This window comes from Pseudomonas sp. D3 (genome assembly GCF_029320995.1).
In the GTDB taxonomy this organism is placed as follows: Bacteria; Pseudomonadota; Gammaproteobacteria; order Pseudomonadales; family Pseudomonadaceae; genus Aquipseudomonas; species Aquipseudomonas paraveronii.
Window position 1 is genome coordinate 60090 of record NZ_CP119772.1, and the last position, 26851, is coordinate 86940.

A 26851-nucleotide genomic window follows, 5' to 3' on the forward strand; every position below is an offset into this window, starting at 1 on the left:
ATGCAAAGTTCATCACGCAACTAATGCATGAATTGCCCGCCATCTAACGGGCCGATAGGGAGATCGATTTCAGTGGATGTGCCGTTGCTGCTCGCTGCCGTTTCCGCGACTTCGCCATGTGGCGAAGACATGGAATATGACGCGCAATTTCTACAATTGGAACGTGACGCCAAGGGTCAGCCCGAGCGCAGCATGGGCGACTCCATCCTCCCTGCCGAACCGCCGGACTGGCGCAGCATCCAGCAGCAAAGCCTCGACTTATTGCAACGCAGCAAAGACCTGCGCATCACCCATTTTCTGCTGCAAAGCGCCCTCGCCCTCCAGGGTGTGGCCGGGCTGGCCGACGCGCTCACGCTGATCAACGCACTGCTGCGCGAATACTGGGCCGACCTGCATCCGCACCTGGATGCCGACGACGATAACGACCCCACCGTGCGCATCAACGCCCTGTCCGGCTTGACCAGCGACGCGACGATTCGCCTGCTGCGCGAAAGCATCCTCACGCGCTCGCGCACCTTCGGCCCCGTGAGCCTGCGCGCCGCGCTGAACGCCAGCGGCCTGATGAGTTTCCCCGACGAACAACTCGGCGCCCAGCAGCTCAACGCCGCGTTCCTCGACAGCGACCCCGAGCAACTGCAAGCCACCCGCGACGCCTTGAGCAGCGCGCGTGCCGCCTGCGAAGCCATCGAACAACAGGTCAGCGACCAGGTCGGCTCGGCCCAGGGCGTCGACCTCAGCCTGTTGAAACAACCGCTCAAGCAGGCGCTGCAGATCCTCAGTCAGTTTGTCCCGAGCAGCGAGACCGACAGCCGCGAACCCGAGGCCGTCAGTGACGACAATGCCCCCTCGGTCGACTTCGCCGCCGCCCCCGTCGCACCGCGCCCCAGCGGCGATATCACCAACCGCGATGACGTGCTGCGCAGCCTCGACAAGATCCTTGCGTACTACAGCCGTCACGAGCCTTCGAGCCCACTGCCGGTGCTGTTGAACCGCGCAAAGCACCTGGTGCATGCCGACTTCGCGGCCATCGTGCGTAATCTGATTCCCGACGGCATGTCCCAATTTGAAAACCTGCGTGGCCCGGACGGCGAGTAAGCCGACCGACCGTGCAGTAACAATACCGTCGCTCAAGCGACCAGGAGCAGCAACGTGGCGAAGCAAAGTTCTCAGAAATTCATCGCGCGCAACCGCGCGCCTCGAGTGCAGATCGAGTACGACGTCGAGCTCTACGGCGCCGAGAAAAAGGTCCAGCTGCCCTTCGTGATGGGTGTGATGGCCGACCTCGCCGGTAAACCCGCCGAGCCGCTCGCGCCCGTGGCCGACCGCAAGTTCCTTGAAGTGGACGTCGACAATTTCGACTCGCGCCTCAAGGCCATGCAGCCACGCGTAGCGTTCCACGTACCCAACGAACTGACCGGCGAAGGCAACCTGAGCCTGGACATCACCTTCGAAAGCATGGACGACTTCAGCCCAGCCGCCGTGGCCCGCAAGGTCGACGCGCTGAGCAAGCTGCTCGAAGCCCGCACCCAGTTGGCCAACCTGCTGACCTACATGGACGGCAAGACCGGCGCTGAAGAAATCATCATGAAAGCGATCAAGGACCCAGCATTGCTGCAGGCCCTTGCGAGCGCGCCGAAGCCGGCAGGGGACCAATAATCATGACCGAGAATACCGTTCGCGAAAACGCTCAAAACCTGGGCGCCACCGAAGAAACCAGCGAGTTCGCCTCGCTGTTGCTGCAAGAATTCAAACCGAAGACCGAGCGTGCCCGCGAAGCCGTGGAAACCGCCGTGCGCACCCTGGCCGAACAGGCGTTGGCACAGACGGACCTGGTGTCCAACGACGCGATCAAGTCGATCGAATCGATCATCGCCGCCATCGACGCCAAGCTCACCGCCCAAGTCAACCAGATCATCCACCACCAGGATTTCCAGCAGTTGGAAAGCGCCTGGCGTGGCCTGCACTACCTAGTCAACAACACCGAGAGCGATGAGCAACTGAAGATTCGCGTGCTCAACATCTCCAAGCCGGACCTGCACAAGACCCTGAAGAAATTCAAGGGCACCGCTTGGGACCAGAGCCCGATCTTCAAGAAGATGTACGAAGAAGAATACGGCCAGTTCGGCGGCGAACCTTACGGTTGCCTGGTCGGCGACTACTACTTCGACCAGTCGCCACCGGATGTCGAGTTGCTGGGCGAGTTGTCCAAAGTCTGTGCCGCCATGCACGCCCCCTTCATCGCTGCGGCCTCGCCGACCGTGATGGGCATGGGCTCGTGGCAGGAACTGTCGAACCCGCGCGACCTGACCAAGATCTTCACCACCCCGGAATACGCCGGCTGGCGCTCGCTGCGTGAATCGGAAGACTCGCGCTACATCGGCCTGACCATGCCGCGCTTCCTCGCGCGCCTGCCGTATGGCGCCAAGACCGACCCGGTGGAAGCCTTCGCCTTCGAAGAAAACACCGACGGCGCCGACAGCTCCAAGTACACCTGGGCCAACGCCGCCTACGCGATGGCGGTGAACATCAACCGTTCGTTCAAACACTACGGCTGGTGCTCGCGCATCCGAGGCGTGGAATCCGGCGGTGAAGTGGAAAACCTGCCGGCCCACACGTTCCCTACCGATGACGGTGGTGTGGACATGAAGTGCCCGACCGAAATCGCCATCAGCGACCGCCGTGAAGCGGAGCTGGCGAAGAACGGTTTTATGCCGCTGCTGCACAAGAAAAACACCGATTTCGCCGCGTTCATTGGCGCGCAGTCGCTGCAGAAGCCGGCCGAGTATGACGACCCGGACGCCACCGCCAACGCCAACCTGGCTGCGCGCCTGCCGTACCTGTTCGCCACCTGCCGTTTCGCGCACTACTTGAAGTGCATCGTGCGCGACAAGATCGGTTCCTTCAAAGAGAAGGACGAAATGCAACGCTGGTTGCAGGACTGGATCCTCAACTACGTCGACGGCGACCCGGCGCACTCCACCGAAACCACCAAGGCCCAGCACCCGTTGGCTGCCGCCGAAGTGATCGTGGAAGACGTCGAAGGCAACCCGGGTTACTACAACTCCAAGTTCTACCTGCGCCCGCACTACCAGCTCGAAGGGCTGACCGTGTCGCTGCGCCTGGTATCGAAACTGCCTTCGGCGAAAAGCGCATAACTAGCGGCTGAACTTGCTCTTCTGTGGGAGGGGGCTTGCCCCCTCCCACAAAAAACCAAATCGAGTGGCCGAGTCCACACAGGGAGAAAACATGGCTGTTGATATTTTCATCAAGATTGGCGACATCAAGGGCGAGTCCATGGACAAAGCCCACAAGGACGAAATCGACGTGCTGAACTGGAGCTGGGGCATGTCCCAGTCCGGCAACATGCACGTAGGCGGTGGCGGCGGCGCAGGCAAGGTGAACATCCAAGACCTGTCGCTGACCAAGTACGTCGACAAATCCTCGCCGAACCTGATGATGCACTGCGCCAGCGGCAAACACATCGACAAGGTCAAGCTGACCGTGCGCAAGGCCGGTGGCGAAAGCCAGGTCGAGTACATGGTGATCAACCTGGAAGAAGTGCTGGTCACGTCGCTGAGCACCGGTGGTTCGGGCTCCGATGATCGCCTGACCGAAAACGTCACCCTGAACTTCGCCCAAGTGATGGTCGACTACCAGCCACAGAAAGCCGACGGCACCAAAGACGGCGGCGCGATCAAGTTTGGCTGGAACATCCGCTCCAACACCAAGCGCTGATATGAACACCCCCTGGCGCCATGCGCCGGGGGGGTTTGGTGCGTGCTCACATTCGACCCCTTCTTTTTCGGTATCTGAGTCATGGCCAAACCTTCGTTTATTAATGTGTGGAAGGCGTATTCCGATCTTTTAGTTACGTACCCGAAAGCAGATCCTTGCAATGGCCCTTGGGCCAATCAATGCGCTATCCGCATGAGTCTGGCGCTCAACGCCGAGCTGAGCATCAAGGTCAACAAATCTACCTATACGGAGCCCAAGTGTGCGCATGAACACGCCAGGGGTGCCGAGTCGTTGGCTAATTGGCTGTGGAAAAGGCATCTAGGACGACCCGCCATTCTGGGTAACACCGCCGAAGACCGTCGCACGCTGATGGGCAAAACCGGACTTATTTTTTTCAAGGATTGTTTCCAGCAATCAGGCGAGTCCCTGGATAACCGTACCGGCGATCATATTGATCTATGGAACCGAGGAATAACCCAAACCGGCGATCTCTTTTTCCGCTCCAGAGCTGTCTGGTTTTGGGAACTCACATAATGAAAAAACCATTGCTCGCCCTCTGCCTGACCATGAACGTGCTCAGTCTGAACGCACGCGCCGAACATACCGAAACGGCGACGATCGAGGCCGTGTTTGTTGGGCAACCCCTCAAACTGATCGATGACCAGGGTCAGTGCACGTTAGTCAACCCTGATCAAAGCCGTACAAAACTGGATATGGAATGGCCATGCAGCTTCAGCTTGGATAAACATCAGAAATTGCGCGTGGAGACATTCAACGGCGTCCCTATATTTTCAGTTTGGCGTGTTGAGCACATGCCTGCCCCGAGCCGCGACTGCTTGAACAAAATGCAGGCTATTCGCCAAATCCAAGGGCACCTAGAGGTGGCGCCGGTCAGCCTATCGGCATCCTGCGGTTGGGGTGGCGACCAAAAAATGTATGTGGCGCCCTTTACGTGGTAACCGAAATCGCCACCCGCGACCGTCTGCAACCGTCCCTGCTGGACCGGTTGACCGACGACGACCCGACCAATCCGAAGGAAAGCGCCGACAAACGCGTGCTGTCCCTGACCCAATTGAAAGCCTCGGTGCTGCGTGACCTGGCGTGGCTGCTCAATACCACGTCGCTGCTCGATGCCGATGCCACCCTGCACACCCCGGCCGGCACCTCGGTGGTCAATTACGGCCTGCCGGCACTGGCGGGCAACAGTGTTTCCAGCGTCGACATCAAAGCCCTGGAAACCCTCATCTATCAGGCGATCGCCACCTTTGAGCCACGTATTCTGCGCCACACCTTGCGCGTCAAAGCCCGTGTCGGCCATGGCGAGATGAACCACAACGCCCTGAGCTTCGAGATCGAAGGCGACCTGTGGGCGCAGCCGGTGCCGTTGCGCCTGCTGCTGCAAACCGACCTGGACCTGGAGTCGGGCCACGTGCGCGTGGTCAACGCCGACCAGCGGAGACGCCCATGAACCCGCGCCTGCTGGAGCTGTACAACCAGGAACTGCACCACGTGCGCGAAAGCGCCGCCGAGTTCGCCAAGGAATACCCGAAGATCGCCAGTCGGCTGAGCCTGTCCGGCATGGACTGCGCCGACCCCTACGTCGAACGCCTGCTCGAAGGCTTTGCCTACCTCACGGCCCGCGTGCAGCTCAAGCTTGACGCCGAGTACCCGACCTTCACCCACAACCTGCTGGAAATCGCCTACCCGCACTACCTGGCGCCGACCCCGTCGATGACCGTGGTGCAACTGCAGACCGACCCGGATGAAGGCTCCCTGGCCAGCGGCTTCCCGTTGCCGCGCGACACCGTCTTGCGCGCCGCGTTGGGCCGTGAAACCCAGACCTGTTGCGAGTACCGCACCGCTCACCCGGTGACGCTGTGGCCGTTGCAGGTCAGCCACGCCGAATACTTCGGCAACCCCGCCGCCGTGCTCGGGCGCCTGGCGGCCAGCGAGCCGAAAGCCAAGGCCGGTTTGCGCCTGACCCTGCGCACCGGCGCCGAGTTGCCGTTCAACAGCCTCGAACTGGACAACCTGCCGCTGTACCTCAGCGGCGCCGATGAGCAACCGTTCCGCCTCTACGAACAGTTGCTGGGCAACACCTGCGCGGTCTTTGCGCGCAAGCCGGGTGGCGATTGGGTCGAGCGCCTGCCGCAAGACGCGCTGCGCTCGCGCGGTTTTGACGACGCCGACGCGGCCATGCCTGTGGTGGCGCGGGCGTTCCAGGGCTATCGGCTGTTGCAGGAATACTTCGCCCTGCCCCACCGTTTCCTGTTCGTCGAGTTCGCCGAACTGCGCCGTGCGGTCAAACGTTGCGACGGCCAGGAGCTGGAGCTGATCGTGCTGTTCGACCGTCACGAACCGAGCCTGGAAGGCAGCGTCGGCGCCGCGCAGTTCCTGCCGTTCTGCACCCCGGCGATCAACCTGTTCCCGAAACGCGTGGACCGTATCCACTTGTCCGACCGGGTCAACGAACACCATGTGATCGCCGACCGCACGCGGCCGATGGACTTCGAGATTCACTCCCTGAGCGGCATCACTGGCCACGGCACGGGGCCGGAGCAGCCGTTCCTGCCGTTCTATGCGGTGCGCGACCCATCGCGCTATGGCCGCGACCAGGCGTACTACACCGTGCGCCGCGAGCCTCGGGTGTTGTCCAGCGACCAACGGCGCAACGGCCCGCGCTCCACCTACGTGGGCAGCGAAACCTTCGTCAGCCTGGTGGACAGCCAGCAAGCGCCGTACCGCCACGACCTGCGCCAACTCGGTGTGACAGCGCTGTGTACCAACCGCGACTTGCCGCTGTTCATGAGCGTGGGCAACGGCAAAACCGACTTCACCCTCGCCGACAGCGCCCCGGTGCTGGCCGTGCGCTGCGTCGCCGGGCCGAGCCGCCCGCGGGCCAGCCATGCCCATGACGCCAAGGCCTGGCGCCTGATCAGCCAGTTGTCGCTCAACTACTTGTCCCTGAGCGAACAGGGCCAGGGCGCGGGCGCCTTGCGCGAACTGTTGCGCCTGTATGGCGACAGCAACGACGCCGCCCTGCAATTGCAGATCGAAGGCCTGCGCGAAGTCAGCAGCAAAACGGTGACCCGGCGCCTGCCGATGCCCGGCCCGATCGTGTTTGGGCGCGGCCTGGAAATCACCTTGGAATTCGATGAAAACGCGTTTCGCGGCACCGGGGTGTTCCTGCTCGGTGCGGTACTGGAGCGCTTCCTGGCACGCTACGTGTCGATCAACAGCTTTACCGAGACGGTGATCCGTACCACCGAACGCGGCGAGATCATGCGATGGAAAGCCAAGCCCGGACGTCGTCCGACCCTGTGAGTACCCTGGATGCGATGCACCGGGAGCCCTGGGAATACGATTTCTTCCAGGCGCTGCGGCGTATCGAGTGCGAATCGCCGGAGCTGCCGCGCCTGGGCCATTCCCTGCGCCTGGCGGATGACCCGCTGCGCCTCGGGCAACAGGCCGACTGCACCTTCGCACCGGCCACCCTGGCCTCGGTCGACCCCGGTGGCGACGGCAAGCCGGCGCGGCTGGAGCAGTTCTTTTTCGGCCTCGGCGGTCCCAACGGCCCGCTGCCGCTGCACATCACCGAATACGTGCGCGAGCGCCAGCGCAACAACGCCGACAGCACCAGCAAGCAGTTCCTGGATATCTTCCATCATCGCCTGTTGAGCCTGTTCTATCGCGCCTGGGCCGAGGCGCGGCCGACCGTCAGCCACGACCGCCCGGACGATGATTACTGGTCGGCGCGCCTCGCCGCCTTGAGCGGTCGGGGCATGCCGAGCCTGCTCAACCAGGGGCTGATCCCCGACACGGCAAAGCTGCATTACAGCGGCCACCTGTCAGCGCAAACCCGCTACCCGGATGGTTTGAAGGCGATCCTTGGCGAGTACTTCGGCCTGCCGGTAGAAATCGAAGAATACGTCGGCCAGTGGCTCGAACTGCCCGAACGCAGCCGCGTTGGTGTCAGCGCCAACCGGCTGGGCGTGGACTTCTGCCTGGGCAGCCACGTGTGGGACCGCCAGCATAAATTCCGTATCCGCCTGGGCCCGCTGAAACTTGATGATTACATGGGCATGCTGCCCGGCAGCCAGCCGTTCAACGAGCTGGTGGCCTGGGTAGCCGAGTACCTGGGCCATGAATTGGATTGGGACTTGAACCTGGTTCTGCAACAACCCGAAGTACCGGCGCTGCAACTCAACGGCCGCTTCCGCCTGGGCTTCAACACCTGGCTCGGCCGCCCTGCGGTTGATGCCAACGACCTAATCCTGGCCCGGCATTACGCCGATCACGCCACCACCTCAAGGAATCCAGAGCATGGGTGAAATCAGTCGCGCCGCACTGTTCGGCAAACTCAACAGCGTGGCCTACAAAGCCATCGAAGCCGCCACCGTGTTCTGCAAGCTGCGGGGCAACCCGTATGTGGAACTGGCCCACTGGTTTCACCAGTTGCTGCAACTGCAGGACTCGGACCTGCACCGCATCATCCGTCAGTTCAACGTGGAACCGGCACGCCTGGCCCGCGACCTGACCGAAGCCCTGGACCGCCTGCCCCGTGGCTCGACTTCGATCACCGACCTGTCCTCCCATGTGGAAGAAGCCGTGGAGCGCGGCTGGGTCTACGGCAGCCTGATGTTCGGCGAAAGCCAGGTGCGTACCGGGTATCTGGTGCTGGGCATTCTGAAGACGCCGAGCCTGCGCCATGCGCTGTTGGGCTTATCCTCGGAGTTCGACAAGATCAAGGCCGAAGCCCTGAGCGAACGCTTTGACGAGTACGTCGGCGACTCGCCGGAAAATGCCCTGAGCGCAAGCGACGGTTTCAACGCCGGCGCCGTTCCGGGCGAAGCCAGCGGTGCGATGGCGCCGAGTGCGATGGGCAAGCAGGAAGCGCTCAAGCGTTTCACTGTCGACCTGACCGAACAGGCGCGCAGCGGCAAGCTCGACCCGATCGTCGGCCGTGACGAAGAGATCCGCCAGTTGGTCGACATCCTCATGCGTCGACGCCAGAACAACCCGATCCTCACCGGTGAAGCCGGCGTCGGCAAAACCGCCGTGGTCGAAGGTTTCGCCCTGCGCATCGTCGCCGGTGACGTGCCGCCCGCGCTGAAAGACGTGGAACTGCGCAGCCTCGACGTCGGCCTGCTGCAAGCCGGCGCCAGCATGAAGGGCGAATTCGAACAGCGTCTGCGCCAGGTCATCGAAGACGTCCAGGCCTCGCCGAAGCCGATCATCCTGTTTATCGACGAAGCCCACACCCTGGTGGGTGCCGGTGGCGCCGCCGGAACCGGTGACGCAGCCAACCTGCTCAAGCCGGCCCTGGCCCGTGGCACCTTGCGTACCGTCGCCGCGACCACCTGGGCCGAGTACAAAAAGCACATCGAGAAAGACCCGGCCCTGACCCGCCGCTTCCAGGTGGTACAGGTGGCCGAACCGTCGGAAGACAAGGCGCTGCTGATGATGCGTGGCGTGGCCTCGACCATGGAGAAACACCATCAGGTGCAGGTCCTCGACGAAGCGCTGGAAGCCTCGGTGAAGCTGTCCCACCGTTACATCCCGGCGCGCCAGTTGCCGGATAAATCCGTCAGCCTGCTGGACACCGCCTGCGCCCGCGTGGCTATCAGCCTGCATGCGGTGCCGGCCGAAGTGGACGACAGCCGTCGCCGCATCGAAGCCCTGGAAACCGAGCTGCAAATCATCGCCCGCGAGCATGCGATCGGCATCGCCATCGGTGCGCGCCAGAGCAACAGCGAAGCCTTGCTGAGTGCCGAGCGCGAGCGCCTGGCCACCCTGGAAAGCCGCTGGGCCGAAGAGAAAACCCTGGTGGATGAGTTGCTCGCTACCCGCGCCACGTTGCGTGAAAAAGCCGGCGTCGTGGACAGCGGCAACGATGAGTTGCGTGCGCAATTGGTCGACTTGCAACAGCGCCTCACCGCGCTGCAAGGCGAAACCCCGCTGATCCTGCCGACCGTGGATTACCAGGCCGTGGCCTCGGTCGTCGCCGACTGGACCGGCATCCCGGTCGGCCGCATGGCGCGCAACGAACTGGAAACCGTGCTCAACCTCGACCAGCACCTGAAAAAACGCATCATCGGCCAGGACCACGCCTTGCAGATGATCGCCAAGCGCATCCAGACCTCTCGCGCCGGCCTCGACAACCCGAGCAAGCCGATCGGCGTGTTCATGCTGGCCGGCACCTCCGGCGTGGGCAAGACCGAAACCGCCCTGGCCCTGGCCGAAGCCATGTACGGCGGCGAGCAGAACGTCATCACCATCAACATGAGCGAGTTCCAGGAAGCCCACACCGTGTCGACCCTCAAGGGCGCGCCACCGGGCTACATCGGCTACGGCGAAGGCGGCGTGCTAACCGAAGCGGTACGGCGCAAGCCCTACAGCGTGGTGCTGCTGGACGAGGTGGAAAAAGCCCACCCGGACGTGCATGAGATCTTCTTCCAGGTGTTCGACAAGGGCGTGATGGAAGACGGCGAAGGCCGGGTGATCGACTTCAAGAACACCCTGATCCTGCTGACCACCAACGCCGGCACCGAGTTGATTTCCCAGGTCTGCAAAGACCCGGCGAACATTCCCGAGCCGGAAGCCATCGCCAAGGCCCTGCGCCAGCCGCTGCTGGAAATTTTCCCGCCCGCCCTGCTCGGCCGACTGGTGACCATCCCGTATTACCCGCTGAGCGACGAGATGCTCAAGGCGATCACCCGCCTGCAACTCGATCGCATCAAGAAGCGTGTGCAGAACACACACAAAGTCGCCTTCGACTACGACGACGCGGTGGTCGATTTGATCGTCTCGCGCTGCACCGAGACCGAAAGCGGCGGGCGCATGATCGACACGATCCTTACCAACAGCCTGCTGCCGGACATGAGCCGTGAATTCCTCACGCGCATGCTCGAAGGCAAGGCGCTGGCGGGTGTGCGGATCAGTAGCCGGGATAATGAATTGCACTATCAGTTCAACGATTGACCTGACGAAACACGATCAAATGTGTGGGAGGGGGCTTGCCCCCGATAGCGGTGAATCAGTCACCACATGCATCAACTGACACACTGCTATCGGGGGCAAGCCCCCTCCCACATTTGCAGCCGGTTTCTTCAGCTATTACGCAATTTACGGGTTAACCGATGCTATTCAACCAAGCCTCACGCCTAGCCAAAATCACCAGCCCCCTCGGGCCGGACGTGCTGCTGCTCAATCAAATGGGCGGCGGCGAAGAGTTGGGTCGGCTGTTCACCTACGACCTGCAACTGACTTCCCTGGACGCCAACATCGACCTCAACCAGTTGCTCGGCAAGCCGATGAGCGTCGGCGTGCAACTGGCAGACGGCGGCGAGCGGCATTTCCACGGGATCGTCGCGCAGTGCAGCCAGAGCATCGACCAGGGCCAGTTCGCCAGCTACCAGGTGACGCTACGCCCGTGGCTGTGGTTGCTGAGCCGCACCTCGGACTGCCGGATTTTCCAGAACCTGGGCATCCCGCAGATCATCAAGCAGGTGTTCCGCGACCTGGGTTTTTCCGACTTCGAAGACGCCCTGAGCCGGCCATACCGCGAGTGGGAATACTGCGTGCAGTACCGCGAAACCAGCTTCGATTTCGTCAGCCGCTTGATGGAACAGGAAGGCATCTACTACTTCTTCCGACACGAACAGGACCGCCACGTGCTGGTGCTGGCCGATGCCTACGGCGCCCACACCACGGTGCCGGGATACGCGTCGATTCCGTATTACCCCAAGGACGAGCAGCAACGCGAACGCGACCACATGCACAACTGGCACCTGGCGCAGCAAGTGCAGCCGGGCTCGCTGGAGCTCAACGACTACGACTTCCAGCGCCCCAGCGCGAGCATCGACGTGCGCTCGGCCATGCCGCGCCCGCACACCGCCGGCGACTACCCGCTGTACGACTACCCCGGCACCTACGTGCAAAGCGCGGACGGCGAACACTACGCGCGCACCCGCATCGAAGCGCTGCAAACCCTGCATGAACAAATCGAATTCAGCGGCAACGCCCGCGGCCTCGGTTCCGGCCACCTGTTCAGCCTCACCGGCTTCAGCCGCCAGGACCAGAACCGCGAATACCTGATCGTCGGCATCCGCTACAACATCCATCAGGAAAGCCTGGAAAGCGGCGGCGGCTCAAACTCTGCGCAGTACGAAAGCAGCCTCACCTGCATCGACGCCCAACAAAACTTCCGCCCGCTGGCCAACACCTATCGCCCCATCGTCAAAGGCCCGCAGACCGCCCTGGTAGTCGGCCCCAAAGGCGAAGAAATCTGGACCGACCAGTACGGCCGCGTGAAGGTGCATTTCCACTGGGACCGCCACGACCAATCCAACGAAAACAGCTCGTGCTGGATACGTGTGTCGCAGTCCTGGGCCGGCAAGAACTGGGGCTCGATGCAGATCCCACGGATCGGCCAGGAAGTGATTGTGAGCTTTCTGGAAGGCGACCCGGACCGGCCGATCATTACTGGGCGGGTGTATAACGCGGAGCAGACGGTGCCCTACAAACTGCCCGAAAATGCCACACAAAGTGGTATGAAAAGCCGCTCCAGCAAGGGCGGCTCACCCGCCAACTTCAACGAAATACGCATGGAGGACAAAAAAGGCGCCGAGCAACTCTATATCCACGCGGAGCGTAATCAGGATATTGCCGTAGAAAATGACGAAGGCCATTGGGTGGGTCACGACCGCCACAGCACTGTGGATCACAACGAGATGGTCAGAATCGGCAATGACCGCCTGCGCGCGGTGTTGGCTAACGATGCTTTGCATGTCGGCGGGGCCAAGAGCGACAGTATCAACACCCAATACCTGATCGAGGCAGGATCGCAAATTCGGCTGGTCTGTGGAAAGAGCGTGCTGGAGTTCAATGCCAGTGGCGAGATCAACATCTCGGGTACCGCGTTCAATATTTACGCCAGTGGTAACGGCAATATTGATACAGGCGGCCGGCTGGACCTCAATGCGGGTAATGCTTGTGCCGTGGATAACAAGGGTAAAGGCATCAAAAGCGTTATTGATGCAGCGGTGAAAGCCTTCTTTCCCAAACGCTGACAAGGCAGACAGAGCGCCTGCCCAGTTGATCAAGTCGACAGCAAAAGATACCGCAGCGCCTTGTGATACTTGGCGATCCGTTCCAGGTCCTTGGTCTCTAGCGTGGGCAATCGCGTGAGGTTGAGGTTGTCCCGGATGTCTTCGATTTTCACCTTGCGCGCCAACTCATCAGGCCAAATCCTCGCGATAAAGTCTTCGTAGACTTCGCCGGGACGCTTTGAGAGACAGTCGATGGCATGTATCACGTGCTCGCTGAGGCCTAATTGTCTTAATTCATCCAGGGTGACATTACTGTCTTCGACAACATCATGCAGAACGCTGACAACCTGCTCGTCCAATGTCTCGAATTTCAACATCAAGCGCAGCGGGTGCAGAATGTAAGGCTTGCCAGACTTATCCACCTGCCCTGCATGAACACGACAGGCCAGCGCAATGACGGCGTCGAGAATACTCATTGACGTGGAAATCCTTTTTCATATTGCTCACGAGTGATTTCCCGGCCCGAGCACAACGCTTCCCGATACAGACGATGGTCAGGAACAACCGGTTCAGTACGTTCTTGTGCGCCATAGAACTTGACGTATATTTTTTTCTCTCGGTGATCCCAGCGATACATGACTTCTTCGAAGTTGTAGTCGATGAAAACATCCCGGGTCAAAAACGCTTCAAAATCAATTGCCACTGCTCCCCCTTATCGTGTCGTAATAGGCTTTGCTCTGATTGGCAATGGCTTTTGCTTCGGCACTGTTTGGGTCCAGCACTCGCCACTCCTCATAGTACTTGTGGCCCAGCCCACCTTCGACATTGGCTTTCGCCGCTACCGCATTGTAAGTGTCATCACCCAACAACCTGCCGAGCGCGTCAGCGCTCCTTTCCACAGATCCTTTCAGAAGTGTGGGTAGACGATGTTGAAACGTCAGATCGCCGTGCCTCGGTTCGTTCCCGGCTGAATCAGCAACAGCTCATCCAACTCGCGCTTGCGGCAACGTATAACGAACGGTAGAGCAGCGTCCGGGTCACGCTTGAACAGTTCAAAAGTTGCCCGATCAATTTCATAATATTCCTCGTAATCGACCATACCGTTACTGACCGGTATGGATACGTAAAAACGACCCGATTCCTTTTCGATTCCCACGGAAAACATGTGTTCCCGACTTACAAAAACATCCTGAAATTTCATGATCACCTCTAGGGTGCTGTCTCACAAATAAAGCTTCTCATGTCTGTGAGGTCATTGCCTCACGGGCTCGCTGTATCTTGTTCAAAATATCTTCCCCCTTGGCGTTCCAGACGTAGCGAGTCGGCTGCGCATTACGCAGTGCCAGGAACGTGGTGATCGAGCTTTCCAGTTCGCGAACTGAACTGAAACTGCCATCACGCAGGTACACCGTGATATCGCGAAAGAAGCGTTCAACCATGTTCATCCACGAGCTGGATGTCGGGGTGAAATGCATGTGGAAGCGTTTGTGCTTCTCAAGCCACGCCTTCACTTTTGGATGCTTGTGCGTGGCATAGTTGTCGACGATCAAATGCAACTGAAGATGCTTGGGCGTTTCTCGATTGATCTTCTTGAGAAACTCCAGCCACTCCTGATGCCGATGTTGGCGCTCAATGCTGCTGATCAAATGCCCCTGAAGATAATCCAGCGCGGTGAACAAGGTGACGGTGCCGTGGCGGACATAATCCGAGCACTGACTGACCAAAGAAGCATAGCTTAGGTTAGAACCTTATTTCAGAGACAGCACACTAGCGTGGGCAAGCAACACATCGTCTCAATGAATGCCTTATCAAAACATCAGATCGCCGTACCACGATCTGTACCCGGTGGGATAATCAAAAACTCATCCAGTTCACGCTGGCGGCAATGGTTCACAAATGGTAGCGCAGCCTCTGGGGCATGGCTGAAAGGTCAAAAGTCGCCCGGTCAATTTCATAATATTCCTCGTAGTTGGCCATGCCATTGCTGACTGGAATCGATACGTAGAATCGGCCTGAAATTTCTTCAACGCCTAAAGTGAACCTATACTCACGTCTTACAATAATGTCCCGCAATTGAATCAGCATCTGCTCTTTCCACAAATATCTTTCGTGCCTCAGATATTAAAAGGCACAAAATCTGGCCCGCCGAGTTTGTCCCTTACAACCAGAGCGGTACGCATCAACGGATCCCATAGACCGTGCTGACTGTTCCAGGCAGCGCCCGCCCAACGTGTATCAACGACAAGTGCTGCCTTGTTGGCTTCAAGTTGCGCCTGAAGCGCTAGTGCAACGGCACTCATGTCGATTTCGAACAACCCGGCATAAAGACCTTGTGGTTGTGCGTGCTTTTTGCTCAGACAAAAACGGTAGTACCAGACCCAAACCGCCGCCGCATAGATCGCCCGATTACGATCAGGGTAAGTCGCCAGAATTTTCAGCAAAGCCGCCACAAAGCGCGCGGGAAACAGGGGATCGTGGGTCTGCTGCCAGTAACGCAGCAGCAGCAGATCGAACGCTGCGACGATATTCTGCGGCTCATCGTTATCGCTTTTGGCTTCCTGGAAGTAGAACGGCTCCCCCACGAGGAATTTGTCTAATTCGTCATTCGCCAGGGCCAGTAGCAGTACGTTGTCTAGATTGGCACTCATTGAAGTCTCACTACATCAGGGTTCGCGAGCAGAATATTAATGTCATTACCGTGTGGAATGCCCACATTGTCCATTACCGCTTCTCGCATGCCACCAGGGTAGGTCCGTCCGCCGGGACGCCATAACGAATTGACCCCACGCTCATTACCGGTGGGCATGATCACCTTGGGGTTATCCAGGTTCATCATATAAATCTCCTTGCCGGCAAAAGTGCCCGGGTCATAGCCGAGGGCCGACTCCAATACTGATATATCGCCCGTCTTTTTAAATTCGCCAACCACACCATGCAAATCTGACTTGGCCATAACGTACTTGGATGGGCTAAAGGTCGCATACATCGGATTGGCGATATCGTCCGGGGTGAACAGGAAAGCCCCCCCTTCATCCTGGAAGACCTTCAGATGCTTAGAGATATAGGAGGCTTCAAGGTAATCGGCGGGATTCGGCCGGCTGGATCGAGGAATCGCCAGAATATCGTCTTGCGTAAAACCCGGTTTGTACCTCACTTTGGGGGACGTACCGATTTTCGCCATTTTCGGGCCAAGTCCCAAAAGCGCCATCCCGGCGACGCCTTGCAACAAGTCCCGATAGCCAGGCCCAAGGCGATCCCCCAGGTCCCCGAGTAAGGCCATGCCACCCATCATTGCACCACCGATCACCACAAACCCGACCAAGGCGGCAAAGCCTGCCATCGCCGCAAGAATTGCAGCTCCGCCCATGGCCACGATGCCGAGCGCTTCAAATCCAGTGTGCATCCAACCTTCGATATCAAGAACAAACGCAACCGAAACTGTCGGCCCACCGATAAACGTATTGGGGCTGCCACTCTTGATATGCGCACCGCAGACCATTTTGCTATGCAAGCGGGCCGCCGGCTTGCCGTTGATAAAGACCGTGGCACTGCCTTCGGCGATCAATACCGGAAACGGCCACATTGGGTGACTCATCGGAAAACCGGTACAGGACGAGGCGATGTCCTCTCCCGCTCGCATCGCATTGAGGCCATTGATATAGACATTGAAACTGCCCTTCAACAACGTCCCCGTGGTAGGTTCGGGCAGGTTGAAAAGGGTATTTAGACCTTTGACGATTTGGAACATCGACAAACCGCCCGCAGCGATCGAGCCTGCCATGATCGCCACCGCCACCCCACCTGTGGCAACGGTAGCAGCGATGACTGCAGCTCCAATCAATGCGCCGGCCACAGCGCCGGCGATCATCGACATGACCCCAAAACCGTGGGCTATTTCATCACCCAAGCGTGCTGCCGCCTGCGCATCCATCGCGTACCTCTACCTTCTTGATCCACTCGTGTTGTATCTACGCAGAACACATCACCTGATCAAATATCGGAAACCCGCGGTTTCAGCGAATTCATGACAATCCTCCAAGCCTTCTCATGATGAACAAGATCATCGGAGGTAGTTGTCAATATCGTGATCAAAACGGCGGGTTTACGCTCTATAAAGACTTGTCGCAGGTGACTCGATAGATCGCAAATATTCGGACAACGCAGGGTAACGGGACAAACCGCTGCCCAACGGTAAATCTACCGCGCGGCAGGGCAAGCAGTAGCATCAGACACTCGTAAGGCGATATTGGCCAGGTTCCGTCCAAGCGACTCGCCAAAAGCTACCACTGAGAAGACCCAAGTCATCCCGAAGGTATTCAAAGACCTCAGCAGGGCACCATTCCTTACCTGCCGAGAAGGCAACTTCCAGTAAACGCAGGGCATCAAATACTTGAGCTTTTTGTTTATCATCCAGCACATCCAAAATGTAAACGTCATGCTCTGCCGTTTGCGAAAACCCAATAGCGCGCAAAGCAGAATCCAGGTTGGGATCCATCACACGAACACGCACTGCATCGGCGTCTGCTTTTTCCACATAGGCCTTTAACATCTCATTAGTCACTGACAAATACCTCAGTTATCGTTTTAATACCACTTGCATCCTTTGTGGGAATAGACTCAACAACCATTTCTGGAGCCCCTCCTGGCAAGTGTTTGCCTGGCCCTAAAAAGTGCTTATTTCCTTCCAAGGGACTTCTGGGCATACGGTCAACAATATTATCCACCTGCCTCACTTTAAAGCCGCCCTGCAGTGAACCATCTTCCAGACCGAAAGCGCGCTCCAATTCTGCCGCTTTCTTTGTACTTATGGTTACTTTGGAGCGCCCTGCAAGATCACCTATAACATCAGTGACACCCTTTTTATCGGAAACAAAGCTGCCGCCCCGACCAATCGTTGGATATTTATCCCATGAGGTCGGGCTGACGTTAAAACCGGTATTGTCCTGGAGCATTTGTTCTTGTCGCTGGCGAGCCAACAAGGTTCGCTCGGTGGCGGTCATCGGCCTGCGCGCCAATCTTGGGCTTGCGCCCAGCAGTGCCAAACCAGCGATCCCCTGCAACAAGTCTCGGTAACCCGGTCCCAGCCGGTCGCCAAGATCGCCGATAAGTGCCATGCCTCCCAACACCAAACCACCGACAATCACGACTTCAACCAGAACAGCCAACCCCACCATAGCGGCCATAACCAAACCAGCGCCTGCCGCAAGCAGCCCCACAAGTTCCAGCCCAGAATGCATCCAGCCCTCGATATCCAGCACAAAGGCTACCGAGACGGTTGGCCCGCCGATAAAGGTATTTGGGCTGCCGCTCTTGATATGGGCACCGCACACCATTTTGCTGTGCAGGCGGGCCGCCGGCTTGCCGTTGATAAACACGGTGGCGCTGCCTTCGGCGATCAACACCGGGAAGGGCCACATCGGGTGATTCATCGGCAGCCCAGTGCAGGACGAGGCAATGTCTTCGCCGGCGCGCATCGCATTGAGGCCGTTGATATAGACGTTGAAACTGCCCACCATCAGCTTGCCGGTGGTGGGCTCAGGTAGGCTGAAGATAGTGCTCAGGCCCTTGACCACCTGGAACATCGACAGTCCACCCGCCGCAATCGAGCCGGCCATGATTGCCACCGCCACTCCGCCGGTAGCAACTGTAGCAGCGATGACTGCGGCACCAATCAATGCTCCTGCCACTGCGCCCGCCAGCATTGCGGCGACGCCAAATCCGTGGGCTATTTCATCACCCAGGCGGGCTGCTGCTTGCGCATCCATTGCGTCAATCTACCGTATTGGTTATACCGGCCGTGTGCGAATCAGGTGCCTGACACAAGGGGTTTGAGGCTGCTCATGGCAATTTTCCAGGCGGTCTCGTGATGAACCAGGTCACTCGGCGTGGTCGTCAATGTGGTAATCAGCACAGCCGGTTTTCGTTCGATAAACATCTGGCGCAACATCAGTTCGCGCCCCTCACGCTTCCAAGTGTAATCCAGCAGTGTGGCGGCATGGGCATGCAGCACCGTGTCCCAACGCTGGACCAACTTGAACTCAGGCAATTGCTGCTCTGCGCTCTTCACTTGTTTGTCGACGTAATCCGCAAAGATCGCGTCGCCTTGGGAGGCATCACGACTGATGACAAAACTGGCTTCCTTGGCGCCGCCAACGGCAGGCAGCTTGAAGATATTGATACTCTGGTCCTGCCAGGTATCAGGGATGTCGAGGTCCGCTTCTTGAATTCTGTAGAAGGTCACAGTGATCGCTTTCCATGGATGTGAGTGACTCGGGAAAGCGCAAATACTCGGGTAATGCGCCACAACAATCAAGCCGAGGGCGATTCCCAGGTCCCGTCCCACCAAAAATGGGCACCCAACCCAGTCAACATGCCCATTTTTCCTACCGACCCGCCATCCTTCGAGACCGCACCGCTATCAAAATTTGACGGAAAGGGCGGACGGGCCTAAAAAGTCCGCCACTGTCCAATCTTGAATCGAGCGTTTATCAACTATCCTCTACATCAGCCTCCGCGTTCTTTACCAGTCTCTTGAGCATTCTGTTCATGTGCGTGTAGCGCTGTTCAATAGTATCCATTCGAGACTTGTCAGTCGGCGCGTCTGACGATTTAGGCGCTTCATACGGTGTGTAAATAACTCCGTATCGTTTACCCAGGTCTTGCATCTGGGTTTCTATGCCATTCATGTTTTTTTCAAGACTGCCTAAACGCCCGCTTGTGTCCGTTGGTGCATCAGCCCGTTTACCAACGGCCTTAGCCTCAGGCCCTTCGTTAATAGAAATGATTTGGTTGGCCATCGTCTCTGTTTTTATTTCACTTTCTTCGAGGCGCGCGTCTATTTTTTGCTTTTCTGTCGCGGCCGGATCTACGGTTGTGGTCGTGCCGTCCGCGTTCTTTTTTTCCGCACCTGGCATTGCCGCTTGCGCTTGAATTCTATCCAAGATGGCTTTGGAGGCTAGCTGTTCCCCCACGCTCAAGGGGATATTAACCAGTGAGCTTACCCCCCCACTTATAAGGGAGCTGCGCGCGTTGGCCGCAAGTTCAGAAGAGAGCGATTTGAACCCATTTTTATTGTGCAAATTGCTAATATCTTGCGTATTTTTTAACGAATCCTTAATACCAGCCGACCCAACTTTTGGCTTTGTCTGTGACCCAGAACCTGGACGAGCCCCTCCCACCGTCCCTTTATTTGACGGAGTACCGGAACCTGAATTAGATCCCCCTCCGTTATTTCCGTTATTTCCGTTAATCCCGTTACCTCCGTTACCTCCGCGTATTCTTGTCGGGCTCCTCCTAGAGGTGCTGGCGCCCTTAGCACCACTTAATTCCGCAGCCCCCACCTTCTCATTACTTGCCGTAGGATATTCAATGCCCCCTCCGTTACCCGCGCTCGAACCATATACAATCTTGGAGTGGTCAGCCGTTTGCGGCCCATTACCCGACGTCAATGGCGCGGAGTTGCCTGGCACGGTTGTCTGAGGTAACGGAGCGATTGGGGGGAGATAAGTTTCATTGGTAAGTTTCATTGAGACACCTCTTGAAAATAGTCTTGAGCGCGTCCCTGCAACCTCGACTTATACGTGGCACCCCGTAACAGTTAAGTTCCACCGTTTCAATAATCGCCCTTTACACGTATTAATAGACGCTGCACGCCTACCACTCATAACCCTATAAGCCGTCAGCACCTTCCTTGCGCCTCAATCGCTTTGCCACGCGCACAAAAAATGGGCACCCAACCCAGTCGGCGTGCCCACTTTTTCTACCACCCCGCCCCCTTCGAGACGATACCGCTATTACGGGTTGACGCTGTCTTTGAGCGACTTGCCCGGCTTGAACGCAACGGTATTACTGGCCTTGATTTTCACCGGCTCACCGGTTTGTGGGTTTTTGCCGGTGCGGGCGCCGCGGTGGCGTTGCAGGAAGGTGCCGAAGCCAACCAGGGTGACGCTGTCCTTGCGGTGCAGGGCGCCGGTGATTTCTTCGAGAACGGCGTTGAGGACGCGACTGGCCTGTTCTTTGGTGAGGTCCGCTTTTTCAGCGATGGCGGCTGCGAGTTCTGGTTTACGCATAAGTGAAGCCTCTTTGACGGTTTTTTGTTGTTATGTCCGTGCTGCTCTCTAGTGGAGCAGCGCCCAAGGCGCCGCAGGCTCTACTCTGCGGCAGACGGGAGTGAGGATGGCATGCCCTCGGACGCCGCGCCAGTCTCGCGGCGACCTTTCTAGGGTGAAAAACAGGGTTATTCCGACAGAACGACCGGTATTTATGCCAGCAAAGGCGGAAGTTCTTTGTTCAACGCCAGTTTTTCCATCACGGCGCTGCCGGTCAGCGCATAACCCAGCAGGCGGCCGCTGGTGTCGCGGCACAGGGCCTTGATGTCGGCGCCCTGCCCTTCGACGCTCCACACGCCTTCGGTACCCCGTGGCGGTGGCGAAACGACCAGCGGGCAGACCGGGGTTTTCACGGTGACCGGCATCGGCCCGTAGCTGACGGCCGTGGCGTTGCCCGCCAGGGTCTGGGCCAGGGCGCGGGCGCAGCTCATCAGCGGCATGACATACAGCAGGTTCAGGCCATCGACCTCGGCGCAGTCGCCCAGGGCATAGATGTTGGCGTGGGAAGTCTTGAGGTGGCGGTCGACCATGACCCCCCGGTTGATCTGCAGGCCAGCAGCCGCGGCCAGATCGACGCGCGGGCGCAGGCCGATGGCCGAGACCACCAGGTCGCAGCGGACCACTTCACCGTCCGACAGGTGCGCTTCCAGGCCCTCGGCGCTGCGTTGCAGGCGGTTGAGCACCGGGCCGAGGTGGAAGCGCGCCCCAAGGCCTTCCAGCCCGGCCTGCACCGCGGCGGCGGCCGCAGGGTGCAGCAGGGTTGGCATGACTTGCTCGCACGGCGCCACCAGGTCGATTTCATAGCCTCCGAGGATCAGGTCGTTGGCAAATTCGCAGCCGATCAGGCCGGCGCCGAGTAGCAGGACGCGGCGTTTACCGACGGCTGCCGCGCGAAAGCGTGCGTAGTCTTCAAGATCATTGATCGGGAAAATCAGCTCTGCAGCGTCGCCTTCGACCGGCACTCGCACGGTTTCCGCGCCCCAGGCCAGGACCAGGTCGCGGTAGGCCACCGCTTCTTCACCGATCCACAGGCGCTTGTGGCCCGGGTCGATGCCGGTGATACGGGTATGGGTGCGCACTTCGGCCTTGAGTTGCTCGGCCATGGCGCCAGGTTCAGCCATGCTCAGGCCATCGGCTTCCTTGTTCTTGCCAAAGCCGGTGGAGAGCATGGGCTTGGAGTAGGAGCGCCCATCATCCGCGGTGATCAGCAGCAACGGGGTTTCGCTGTCGAGCTTGCGAAACTCGCGGGCCACGTTGTAACCGGCCAGTCCTGTGCCGACGATCACGACAGGTGCGTTCATTCCTTTCTCCTCGTAGTACGTTTCGTAAATTCGCGATTACGCGATTTCGATCATTTCGAAATCCATTTTGCCCACGCCGCAGTCCGGGCACAGCCAGTCTGCCGGAACGTCCTGCCACAGGGTGCCCGGTGCGATTCCGTCATCCGGCCAGCCGTCCGCTTCGTTATAGATCAGGCCGCAGACTACACATTGCCACTTCTTCATTTACTTGCTTCCTCAGGGGCCAGGCAGGTTGGCCGACGGTCGATAGATCTCGCGTTGCCGTGCGGCTCAGCGCGTTTTGTACTGATCGGAGCCTGCAGATGCAAGCACGATCGACGCAAGGCACCGGTTCAGCCCGGCAAAAGAGCCGGGCGCCATGGTAAGCTCGCGGCCTCTTTTGCCGCCAATATTGACGCACCGTGCCGCACTCAATCGCCCCTCCCGATGCTTGCCAATGGCTGACCCAGAGCCTTCTGAGCCCCCTGCCTGCGCCGTTGACCCTTGACTGGCTGTTCGACGAGGGCTCGCTGACGCGGCGGCTGACGCGGCTGTCCCGCGACGGCTTCAGCGTGACGCCGCTGTTCGAAGGCTGGCAGCCGCTGCGCGATGACGAATGCGCGGCGCTGGACCTGCCCGTGGCCAGTATCGGTTGGGTACGCGAGGTGTATTTGTGCGGGCATGCCCAGCCGTGGGTGTTTGCCCGCAGCGTGGCGTCGCGCAGTGCGTTACAAGGCGACGGGCTGCATATGGACGAACTGGGGAGCCGCTCCCTGGGCGAACTGCTGTTCTGCGACCGCGCGTTCACGCGCCAGGCGATCGAGGTCTGCCACTACCCACGCCCATGGTTGCCCACGGCGGATCAGGTCGACGGGCTGTGGGCGCGCCGCTCGCGGTTCGACCGTGGGACGCTGAGTGTATTGGTCGCCGAAATCTTCCTGCCGAGCCTGTGGCAGGCGGTGCATGACCACCCGGAGAACTGCTGATGTATCAACGCCTGCTCAAATCCTTGAACCGTCTGAACCCCAGGGCCTGGGATTTCATTCAGTTGACCCGCATGGATAAACCCATCGGCATCTACCTGCTGCTGTGGCCGACGCTGTGGGCGCTGTGGATCGCCGGCAAGGGCTCGCCTTCCTTGATCAATATCGTGATTTTCGTGCTCGGCGTGGTGCTGACCCGCGCCGGTGGCTGCGTGATCAATGACTGGGCCGACCGCAAGGTCGACGGCCATGTGAAGCGCACCGAGCAACGCCCGTTGGTCAGCGGCAAGATCAGCTCGAAAGAGGCGCTGGTATTTTTCGCGCTGCTGATGGGCATCAGTTTCCTGCTGGTGCTGCTGACCAACGCGACGACCATCCTACTGTCCCTCGGCGGCCTGGCGCTGGCGGCAAGCTATCCGTTCATGAAGCGCTACACCTATTACCCGCAGGTGGTGCTGGGCGCGGCGTTTTCCTGGGGCATGCCGATGGCGTTCACCGCCGAGACCGGCAGCCTGCCTGCCGCCGCGTGGCTGCTGTATATCGCCAATGTGCTGTGGACGGTGGGCTACGACACCTATTACGCCATGACGGACCGCGACGACGACTTGAAGATCGGCGTGAAATCCACCGCCATTCTGTTTGGCGACGCCGACCGGGTGATCATTCTGACCCTGCAAGGCCTGGCGCTGGCATGCCTGTTACTGGCAGGGGCGCGGTTCGAGTTGGGCGGCTGGTTCCACTTGGGGTTGCTGGCGGCGGCGGGCTGTTTTGCCTGGGAGTTCTGGTACACCCGCGACAGGGACCGGATGAAGTGCTTCAAGGCGTTTTTGCACAACCACTGGGCAGGGTTGGCGATCTTTGTCGGGATTGTCGCGGATTACGGGTTGCGATGAGGGGCCAGGCCCCTCATCGCTAGGGGGTTGAACTAAGGCTTGGCGACTTTCCAGGCCCCGTCCATCTTGCCTTCACCGGTCATGTCACCGGCCTTCTTGTCCATGACGAAGGTGTAGAGCGGCTTGCCGCTGTAGGCCCATTGACTCTTTTGATCGTCACGGGTGACCACGGTCCACTTGCCCATGGGCTTGTCGGTGGACGCAGCTGTCAATGGCGGCCAGTTGGCAGCGCACTTATCGTTGCACATGGATTTGCCATTGGCATCCTTGGCAAAGGTGTAGAGCGTCATGCCCTTTTGATCGACCAGTATTCCGTCTTTGGTCATCGCAGGGTCAGCCGCGAATGCCAGGGTCGGCAGCGTCAACGCCGCCGTGACCAGCAGGGCCTTCCAGGAAAAAGTACTGTAAGTCATCGGAACCTTCCTTTTGTGGTTGTCAGAATTCGGACCCAAAGCGTAGTCCACCGAGGCGGGAATTGCGCGAGCAGCTAAATTACTGTCACACGACTGCAATAATTCCGTTATCTAATGCGGCGCAAGACAGTTAAATGACAAGAGGACTTTAGGCATGGTTGGCAGGAGCATTCTGATCGTCGACGACGAAGCGCCCATTCGCGAGATGATCGCCGTCGCGTTGGAAATGGCCGGCTATGACTGCCTGGAGGCCGAGAACTCGCAGCAGGCCCATGCCATTATTGTCGACCGCAAACCGGACCTGATCCTGCTGGACTGGATGCTGCCCGGCACCTCCGGCATCGAACTGGCCCGCCGCCTCAAGCGTGACGAGCTGACCGGCGATATCCCGATCATCATGCTCACCGCCAAGGGCGAAGAGGACAACAAGATCCAGGGCCTGGAAGTCGGCGCCGATGACTACATCACCAAGCCGTTTTCCCCACGGGAACTGGTCGCACGCCTGAAAGCCGTACTGCGCCGTGCCGGCCCTACCGATGGCGAAGCACCGATCGAAGTCGGCGGCCTGTTGCTGGACCCGATCAGCCACCGCGTGACCATCGACGGCAAGCCCGCCGAGATGGGCCCGACCGAATACCGCCTGCTGCAGTTCTTCATGACCCATCAGGAGCGCGCCTACACGCGCGGCCAGTTGCTGGACCAAGTGTGGGGCGGCAACGTGTACGTGGAAGAACGCACCGTGGACGTGCATATCCGTCGTCTGCGCAAAGCCTTGGGCGATGCCTACGAGAATCTGGTACAAACCGTGCGCGGCACCGGCTATCGGTTTTCAACCAAAGGTTGAGCCGCAAGCTGTTAGCTACACGCTTCAAGTAAAAGCCGCTCACGCTTACTTGAAGCGTGAGGCTTGAAACTTTTCACTGGCCGAAGGACCGATCGTGAACCAAAACTGGCATGGCACGCTTATCCGCCACCTGCTGCTGTTGATCACCGGCTGTCTGCTGGTAGGCCTGCTCAGCGGCCAATACGGCTGGAGCCTGGCCGTCGGCATTGGCCTTTACCTGGGCTGGACCCTCAAGCAATTGCTGCGCCTGCATGAATGGCTGCGCCAGCACAAACCCGATGAAGCACCACCCGACGGCTATGGCCTGTGGGGCGAGGTGTTTGACAGCATCTACCACCTGCAACGCCGCGACCAACGGGTGCGCGGGCGCCTGCAAGCGGTGATCGACCGCGTACAGGAATCCACCGCCGCGCTGAAAGACGCGGTGATCATGCTCGACAGCGACGGCAACCTCGAATGGTGGAACCGCGCCGCCGAGACCCTGCTGGGCCTCAAGACGCCCCAGGACAGCGGCCAGCCGGTGACCAACCTGGTCCGCCACCCGCGCTTCAAGGAATACTTCGAGCAGGAAAATTACGAAGAAGCCCTGGAAATCCCCTCGCCCACCAACGACCGCGTGCGTATCCAGCTGTACCTGACGCGCTACGGCAACAACGAACATTTGATGCTGGTACGCGACGTGACCCGCATCCACCAGTTGGAACAGATGCGCAAGGACTTCGTCGCCAACGTCTCCCACGAGCTGCGCACACCCTTGACGGTGATCTGCGGCTACCTGGAGACGCTGCTGGACAACGTCGACGAGATCAACCCGCGCTGGAGCCGTGCCCTGCAGCAGATGCAGCAGCAGGGCTCGCGCATGCAAACCCTGCTCAATGACTTGCTGTTGCTGGCCAAGCTGGAGGCGACCGATTACCCGTCGGATAACCACCCGGTAGCGGTGCAAAGCCTGTTGCAGACCATCAAGAACGACGCCCAGGCGCTCTCCGGCCAGCGCGGGCAACAGATCACCCTAGAAGCCGACCCGTCGATACTGCTCAAGGGCAGCGAAGGCGAATTGCGTAGCGCGTTTTCCAACCTGGTGTTCAACGCTGTGAAATACACCCAGGACAAGGGCAATATCCGCATCCGCTGGTGGGCCGACGCGCAGGGCGCGCACCTGAGTGTGCAGGACTCCGGCATCGGCATCGACGCCAAGCACCTGCCGCGCCTGACCGAGCGCTTCTACCGCGTCGACTCCAGCCGCAACTCCAACACCGGCGGCACCGGGCTGGGCCTGGCGATCGTCAAGCATGTGCTACTGCGCCACCGCGCCCGCCTGGAAATCAGCAGCGTACTCGGCCACGGCAGCACCTTTACCTGCCATTTTCCGCCGACCCAGGTGACCCGTTCGCGGATGGTCGTGAATGATGAGTAACCCGGACACTCTACAAACCTAATTGTGGGAGGGGCGGTGCGACGATTCGACTTGCTCCCTCCCACATTTAGTTTGGCATTGTGTTGTTCCGAAGAAGGCATTCCAGGCCCCACCGGGCAGCAACCACT

Annotated in this window: 29 protein-coding genes and 2 pseudogenes; 15 read left to right on the plus strand and 16 right to left on the minus strand. The window is 59.4% G+C overall.

Going from position 1 to position 26851, the window contains the following annotated elements; genetic code table 11:
* Positions 1-72 precede the first annotated feature (72 nt).
* From tssA to P3S72_RS00330, 11 genes are all read left to right on the plus strand, one after another.
* Complete coding sequence (gene tssA, locus P3S72_RS00280) at positions 73-1095, plus strand: type VI secretion system protein TssA (RefSeq protein WP_276195471.1); 1023 nt, start codon at positions 73-75, stop codon at positions 1093-1095.
* Between the two features lie 54 nt (positions 1096-1149).
* A complete protein-coding gene (gene tssB / locus P3S72_RS00285; protein ID WP_247406909.1) occupies positions 1150-1656 on the plus strand; it encodes a type VI secretion system contractile sheath small subunit in 507 nt (168 codons plus the stop codon).
* Positions 1657-1658: 2 nt separating this feature from the next.
* On the plus strand, positions 1659-3155 hold the full coding sequence (tssC, locus tag P3S72_RS00290) for a type VI secretion system contractile sheath large subunit (protein ID WP_276195472.1): 1497 nt from the start codon (positions 1659-1661) through the stop codon (positions 3153-3155).
* 91 nt (positions 3156-3246) lie between these two features.
* The gene (locus P3S72_RS00295) at positions 3247-3735 is read left to right on the plus strand and encodes a type VI secretion system tube protein Hcp (protein ID WP_247406914.1); all 489 of its coding nucleotides are present in this window, start codon (positions 3247-3249) and stop codon (positions 3733-3735) included.
* Positions 3736-3816: 81 nt separating this feature from the next.
* Positions 3817-4269, plus strand: coding sequence for a type VI secretion system amidase effector protein Tae4 (locus P3S72_RS00300; protein WP_276195473.1), 453 nt, complete (start codon positions 3817-3819; stop codon positions 4267-4269).
* On the plus strand, positions 4269-4694 hold the full coding sequence (locus P3S72_RS00305; RefSeq protein ID WP_276195474.1) for a hypothetical protein: 426 nt from the start codon (positions 4269-4271) through the stop codon (positions 4692-4694). The genes P3S72_RS00300 and P3S72_RS00305 overlap by 1 nt, the downstream gene beginning before the upstream one ends.
* Entirely contained in the window at positions 4688-5203 is a 516-nt protein-coding gene (gene tssE, locus P3S72_RS00310; RefSeq protein ID WP_276195475.1) for a type VI secretion system baseplate subunit TssE, read from the plus strand. Before P3S72_RS00305 ends, tssE begins: the two co-directional genes overlap by 7 nt.
* Positions 5200-7059 carry a type VI secretion system baseplate subunit TssF gene (gene tssF / locus P3S72_RS00315; protein ID WP_276195476.1) on the plus strand — a complete coding sequence of 620 codons (1860 nt, stop codon included), beginning with the start codon at positions 5200-5202 and terminating at the stop codon, positions 7057-7059. Before tssE ends, tssF begins: the two co-directional genes overlap by 4 nt.
* Positions 7023-8066 (plus strand): type VI secretion system baseplate subunit TssG, encoded by a 1044-nt coding sequence (gene tssG, locus P3S72_RS00320; RefSeq protein ID WP_276195477.1) that lies wholly within the window; start codon positions 7023-7025, stop codon positions 8064-8066. Before tssF ends, tssG begins: the two co-directional genes overlap by 37 nt.
* Entirely contained in the window at positions 8059-10716 is a 2658-nt protein-coding gene (tssH, locus tag P3S72_RS00325; protein WP_276195478.1) for a type VI secretion system ATPase TssH, read from the plus strand. Before tssG ends, tssH begins: the two co-directional genes overlap by 8 nt.
* 158 nt (positions 10717-10874) lie before the next feature.
* Positions 10875-12806 carry a type VI secretion system tip protein VgrG gene (locus P3S72_RS00330; protein ID WP_276195479.1) on the plus strand — a complete coding sequence of 644 codons (1932 nt, stop codon included), beginning with the start codon at positions 10875-10877 and terminating at the stop codon, positions 12804-12806.
* 29 nt (positions 12807-12835) lie between these two features.
* On the opposite strand, the gene P3S72_RS00335 is transcribed toward P3S72_RS00330, so the two are convergent.
* The 15 genes and pseudogenes from P3S72_RS00335 to P3S72_RS00405 all read right to left on the minus strand — a co-directional run bounded on the left by P3S72_RS00335 (position 12836) and on the right by P3S72_RS00405 (position 22398).
* Positions 12836-13261 (minus strand): GTP pyrophosphokinase, encoded by a 426-nt coding sequence (locus P3S72_RS00335; RefSeq protein WP_276195480.1) that lies wholly within the window; start codon positions 13259-13261, stop codon positions 12836-12838.
* The gene (locus P3S72_RS00340) at positions 13258-13488 is read right to left on the minus strand and encodes a hypothetical protein (RefSeq protein ID WP_276195481.1); all 231 of its coding nucleotides are present in this window, start codon (positions 13486-13488) and stop codon (positions 13258-13260) included. The genes P3S72_RS00335 and P3S72_RS00340 overlap by 4 nt, the downstream gene beginning before the upstream one ends.
* A 234-nt stretch (positions 13489-13722) precedes the next feature.
* On the minus strand, positions 13723-13986 hold the full coding sequence (locus P3S72_RS00345; protein ID WP_276195482.1) for a hypothetical protein: 264 nt from the start codon (positions 13984-13986) through the stop codon (positions 13723-13725).
* A gap of 37 nt (positions 13987-14023) precedes the next feature.
* Positions 14024-14491, minus strand: a pseudogene (locus P3S72_RS00350) (IS630 family transposase); the annotation flags it as partial.
* Between the two features lie 184 nt (positions 14492-14675).
* Entirely contained in the window at positions 14676-14870 is a 195-nt protein-coding gene (locus tag P3S72_RS00355) for a hypothetical protein (RefSeq protein ID WP_346429962.1), read from the minus strand.
* A gap of 29 nt (positions 14871-14899) precedes the next feature.
* Entirely contained in the window at positions 14900-15433 is a 534-nt protein-coding gene (locus tag P3S72_RS00360) for a hypothetical protein (protein WP_276195483.1), read from the minus strand.
* Complete coding sequence (locus P3S72_RS00365) at positions 15430-16716, minus strand: PAAR domain-containing protein (protein ID WP_276195484.1); 1287 nt, start codon at positions 16714-16716, stop codon at positions 15430-15432. Before P3S72_RS00365 ends, P3S72_RS00360 begins: the two co-directional genes overlap by 4 nt.
* Positions 16717-16775: 59 nt before the next feature.
* Positions 16776-16913 (minus strand): annotated as a pseudogene (locus P3S72_RS00370) (hypothetical protein); the annotation flags it as partial.
* 97 nt (positions 16914-17010) lie between these two features.
* Positions 17011-17346 carry a hypothetical protein gene (locus P3S72_RS00375; RefSeq protein ID WP_276195485.1) on the minus strand — a complete coding sequence of 112 codons (336 nt, stop codon included), beginning with the start codon at positions 17344-17346 and terminating at the stop codon, positions 17011-17013.
* Complete coding sequence (locus P3S72_RS00380; protein ID WP_276195486.1) at positions 17339-18550, minus strand: PAAR domain-containing protein; 1212 nt, start codon at positions 18548-18550, stop codon at positions 17339-17341. The genes P3S72_RS00375 and P3S72_RS00380 overlap by 8 nt, the downstream gene beginning before the upstream one ends.
* Before the next feature lie 41 nt (positions 18551-18591).
* Complete coding sequence (locus P3S72_RS00385; protein WP_276195487.1) at positions 18592-19026, minus strand: DcrB-related protein; 435 nt, start codon at positions 19024-19026, stop codon at positions 18592-18594.
* A 247-nt stretch (positions 19027-19273) separates the two neighbouring features.
* Entirely contained in the window at positions 19274-20311 is a 1038-nt protein-coding gene (locus P3S72_RS00390) for a hypothetical protein (protein ID WP_276195488.1), read from the minus strand.
* 267 nt (positions 20312-20578) lie between these two features.
* The gene (locus P3S72_RS00395) at positions 20579-20854 is read right to left on the minus strand and encodes an HU family DNA-binding protein (RefSeq protein ID WP_040071769.1); all 276 of its coding nucleotides are present in this window, start codon (positions 20852-20854) and stop codon (positions 20579-20581) included.
* 191 nt (positions 20855-21045) lie between these two features.
* Positions 21046-22194 carry an FAD-dependent oxidoreductase gene (locus P3S72_RS00400; protein WP_276195489.1) on the minus strand — a complete coding sequence of 383 codons (1149 nt, stop codon included), beginning with the start codon at positions 22192-22194 and terminating at the stop codon, positions 21046-21048.
* 36 nt (positions 22195-22230) lie between these two features.
* Entirely contained in the window at positions 22231-22398 is a 168-nt protein-coding gene (locus tag P3S72_RS00405) for a rubredoxin (RefSeq protein ID WP_276195490.1), read from the minus strand.
* 197 nt (positions 22399-22595) lie between these two features.
* Here P3S72_RS00405 and P3S72_RS00410 point away from each other — a divergent pair, with 197 nt between their 5' ends.
* Both P3S72_RS00410 and ubiA read left to right on the plus strand, forming a co-directional pair.
* The gene (locus P3S72_RS00410) at positions 22596-23159 is read left to right on the plus strand and encodes a chorismate lyase (RefSeq protein WP_276195491.1); all 564 of its coding nucleotides are present in this window, start codon (positions 22596-22598) and stop codon (positions 23157-23159) included.
* Positions 23159-24049: a 4-hydroxybenzoate octaprenyltransferase gene (gene ubiA / locus P3S72_RS00415; protein ID WP_276195493.1), complete on the plus strand. Its 891-nt coding sequence runs from the start codon at positions 23159-23161 to the stop codon at positions 24047-24049. Before P3S72_RS00410 ends, ubiA begins: the two co-directional genes overlap by 1 nt.
* Before the next feature lie 32 nt (positions 24050-24081).
* Here ubiA and P3S72_RS00420 read toward each other — a convergent pair whose 3' ends face one another.
* On the minus strand, positions 24082-24462 hold the full coding sequence (locus P3S72_RS00420; RefSeq protein WP_276195494.1) for a hypothetical protein: 381 nt from the start codon (positions 24460-24462) through the stop codon (positions 24082-24084).
* Positions 24463-24616: 154 nt separating this feature from the next.
* On the opposite strand from P3S72_RS00420, the gene phoB reads away from it, so the two are divergent.
* Complete coding sequence (gene phoB / locus P3S72_RS00425) at positions 24617-25306, plus strand: phosphate regulon transcriptional regulator PhoB (RefSeq protein WP_003176964.1); 690 nt, start codon at positions 24617-24619, stop codon at positions 25304-25306.
* A 91-nt stretch (positions 25307-25397) separates the two neighbouring features.
* A complete protein-coding gene (phoR, locus tag P3S72_RS00430) occupies positions 25398-26723 on the plus strand; it encodes a phosphate regulon sensor histidine kinase PhoR (RefSeq protein ID WP_276198013.1) in 1326 nt (441 codons plus the stop codon).
* Positions 26724-26851: the final 128 nt, after the last annotated feature.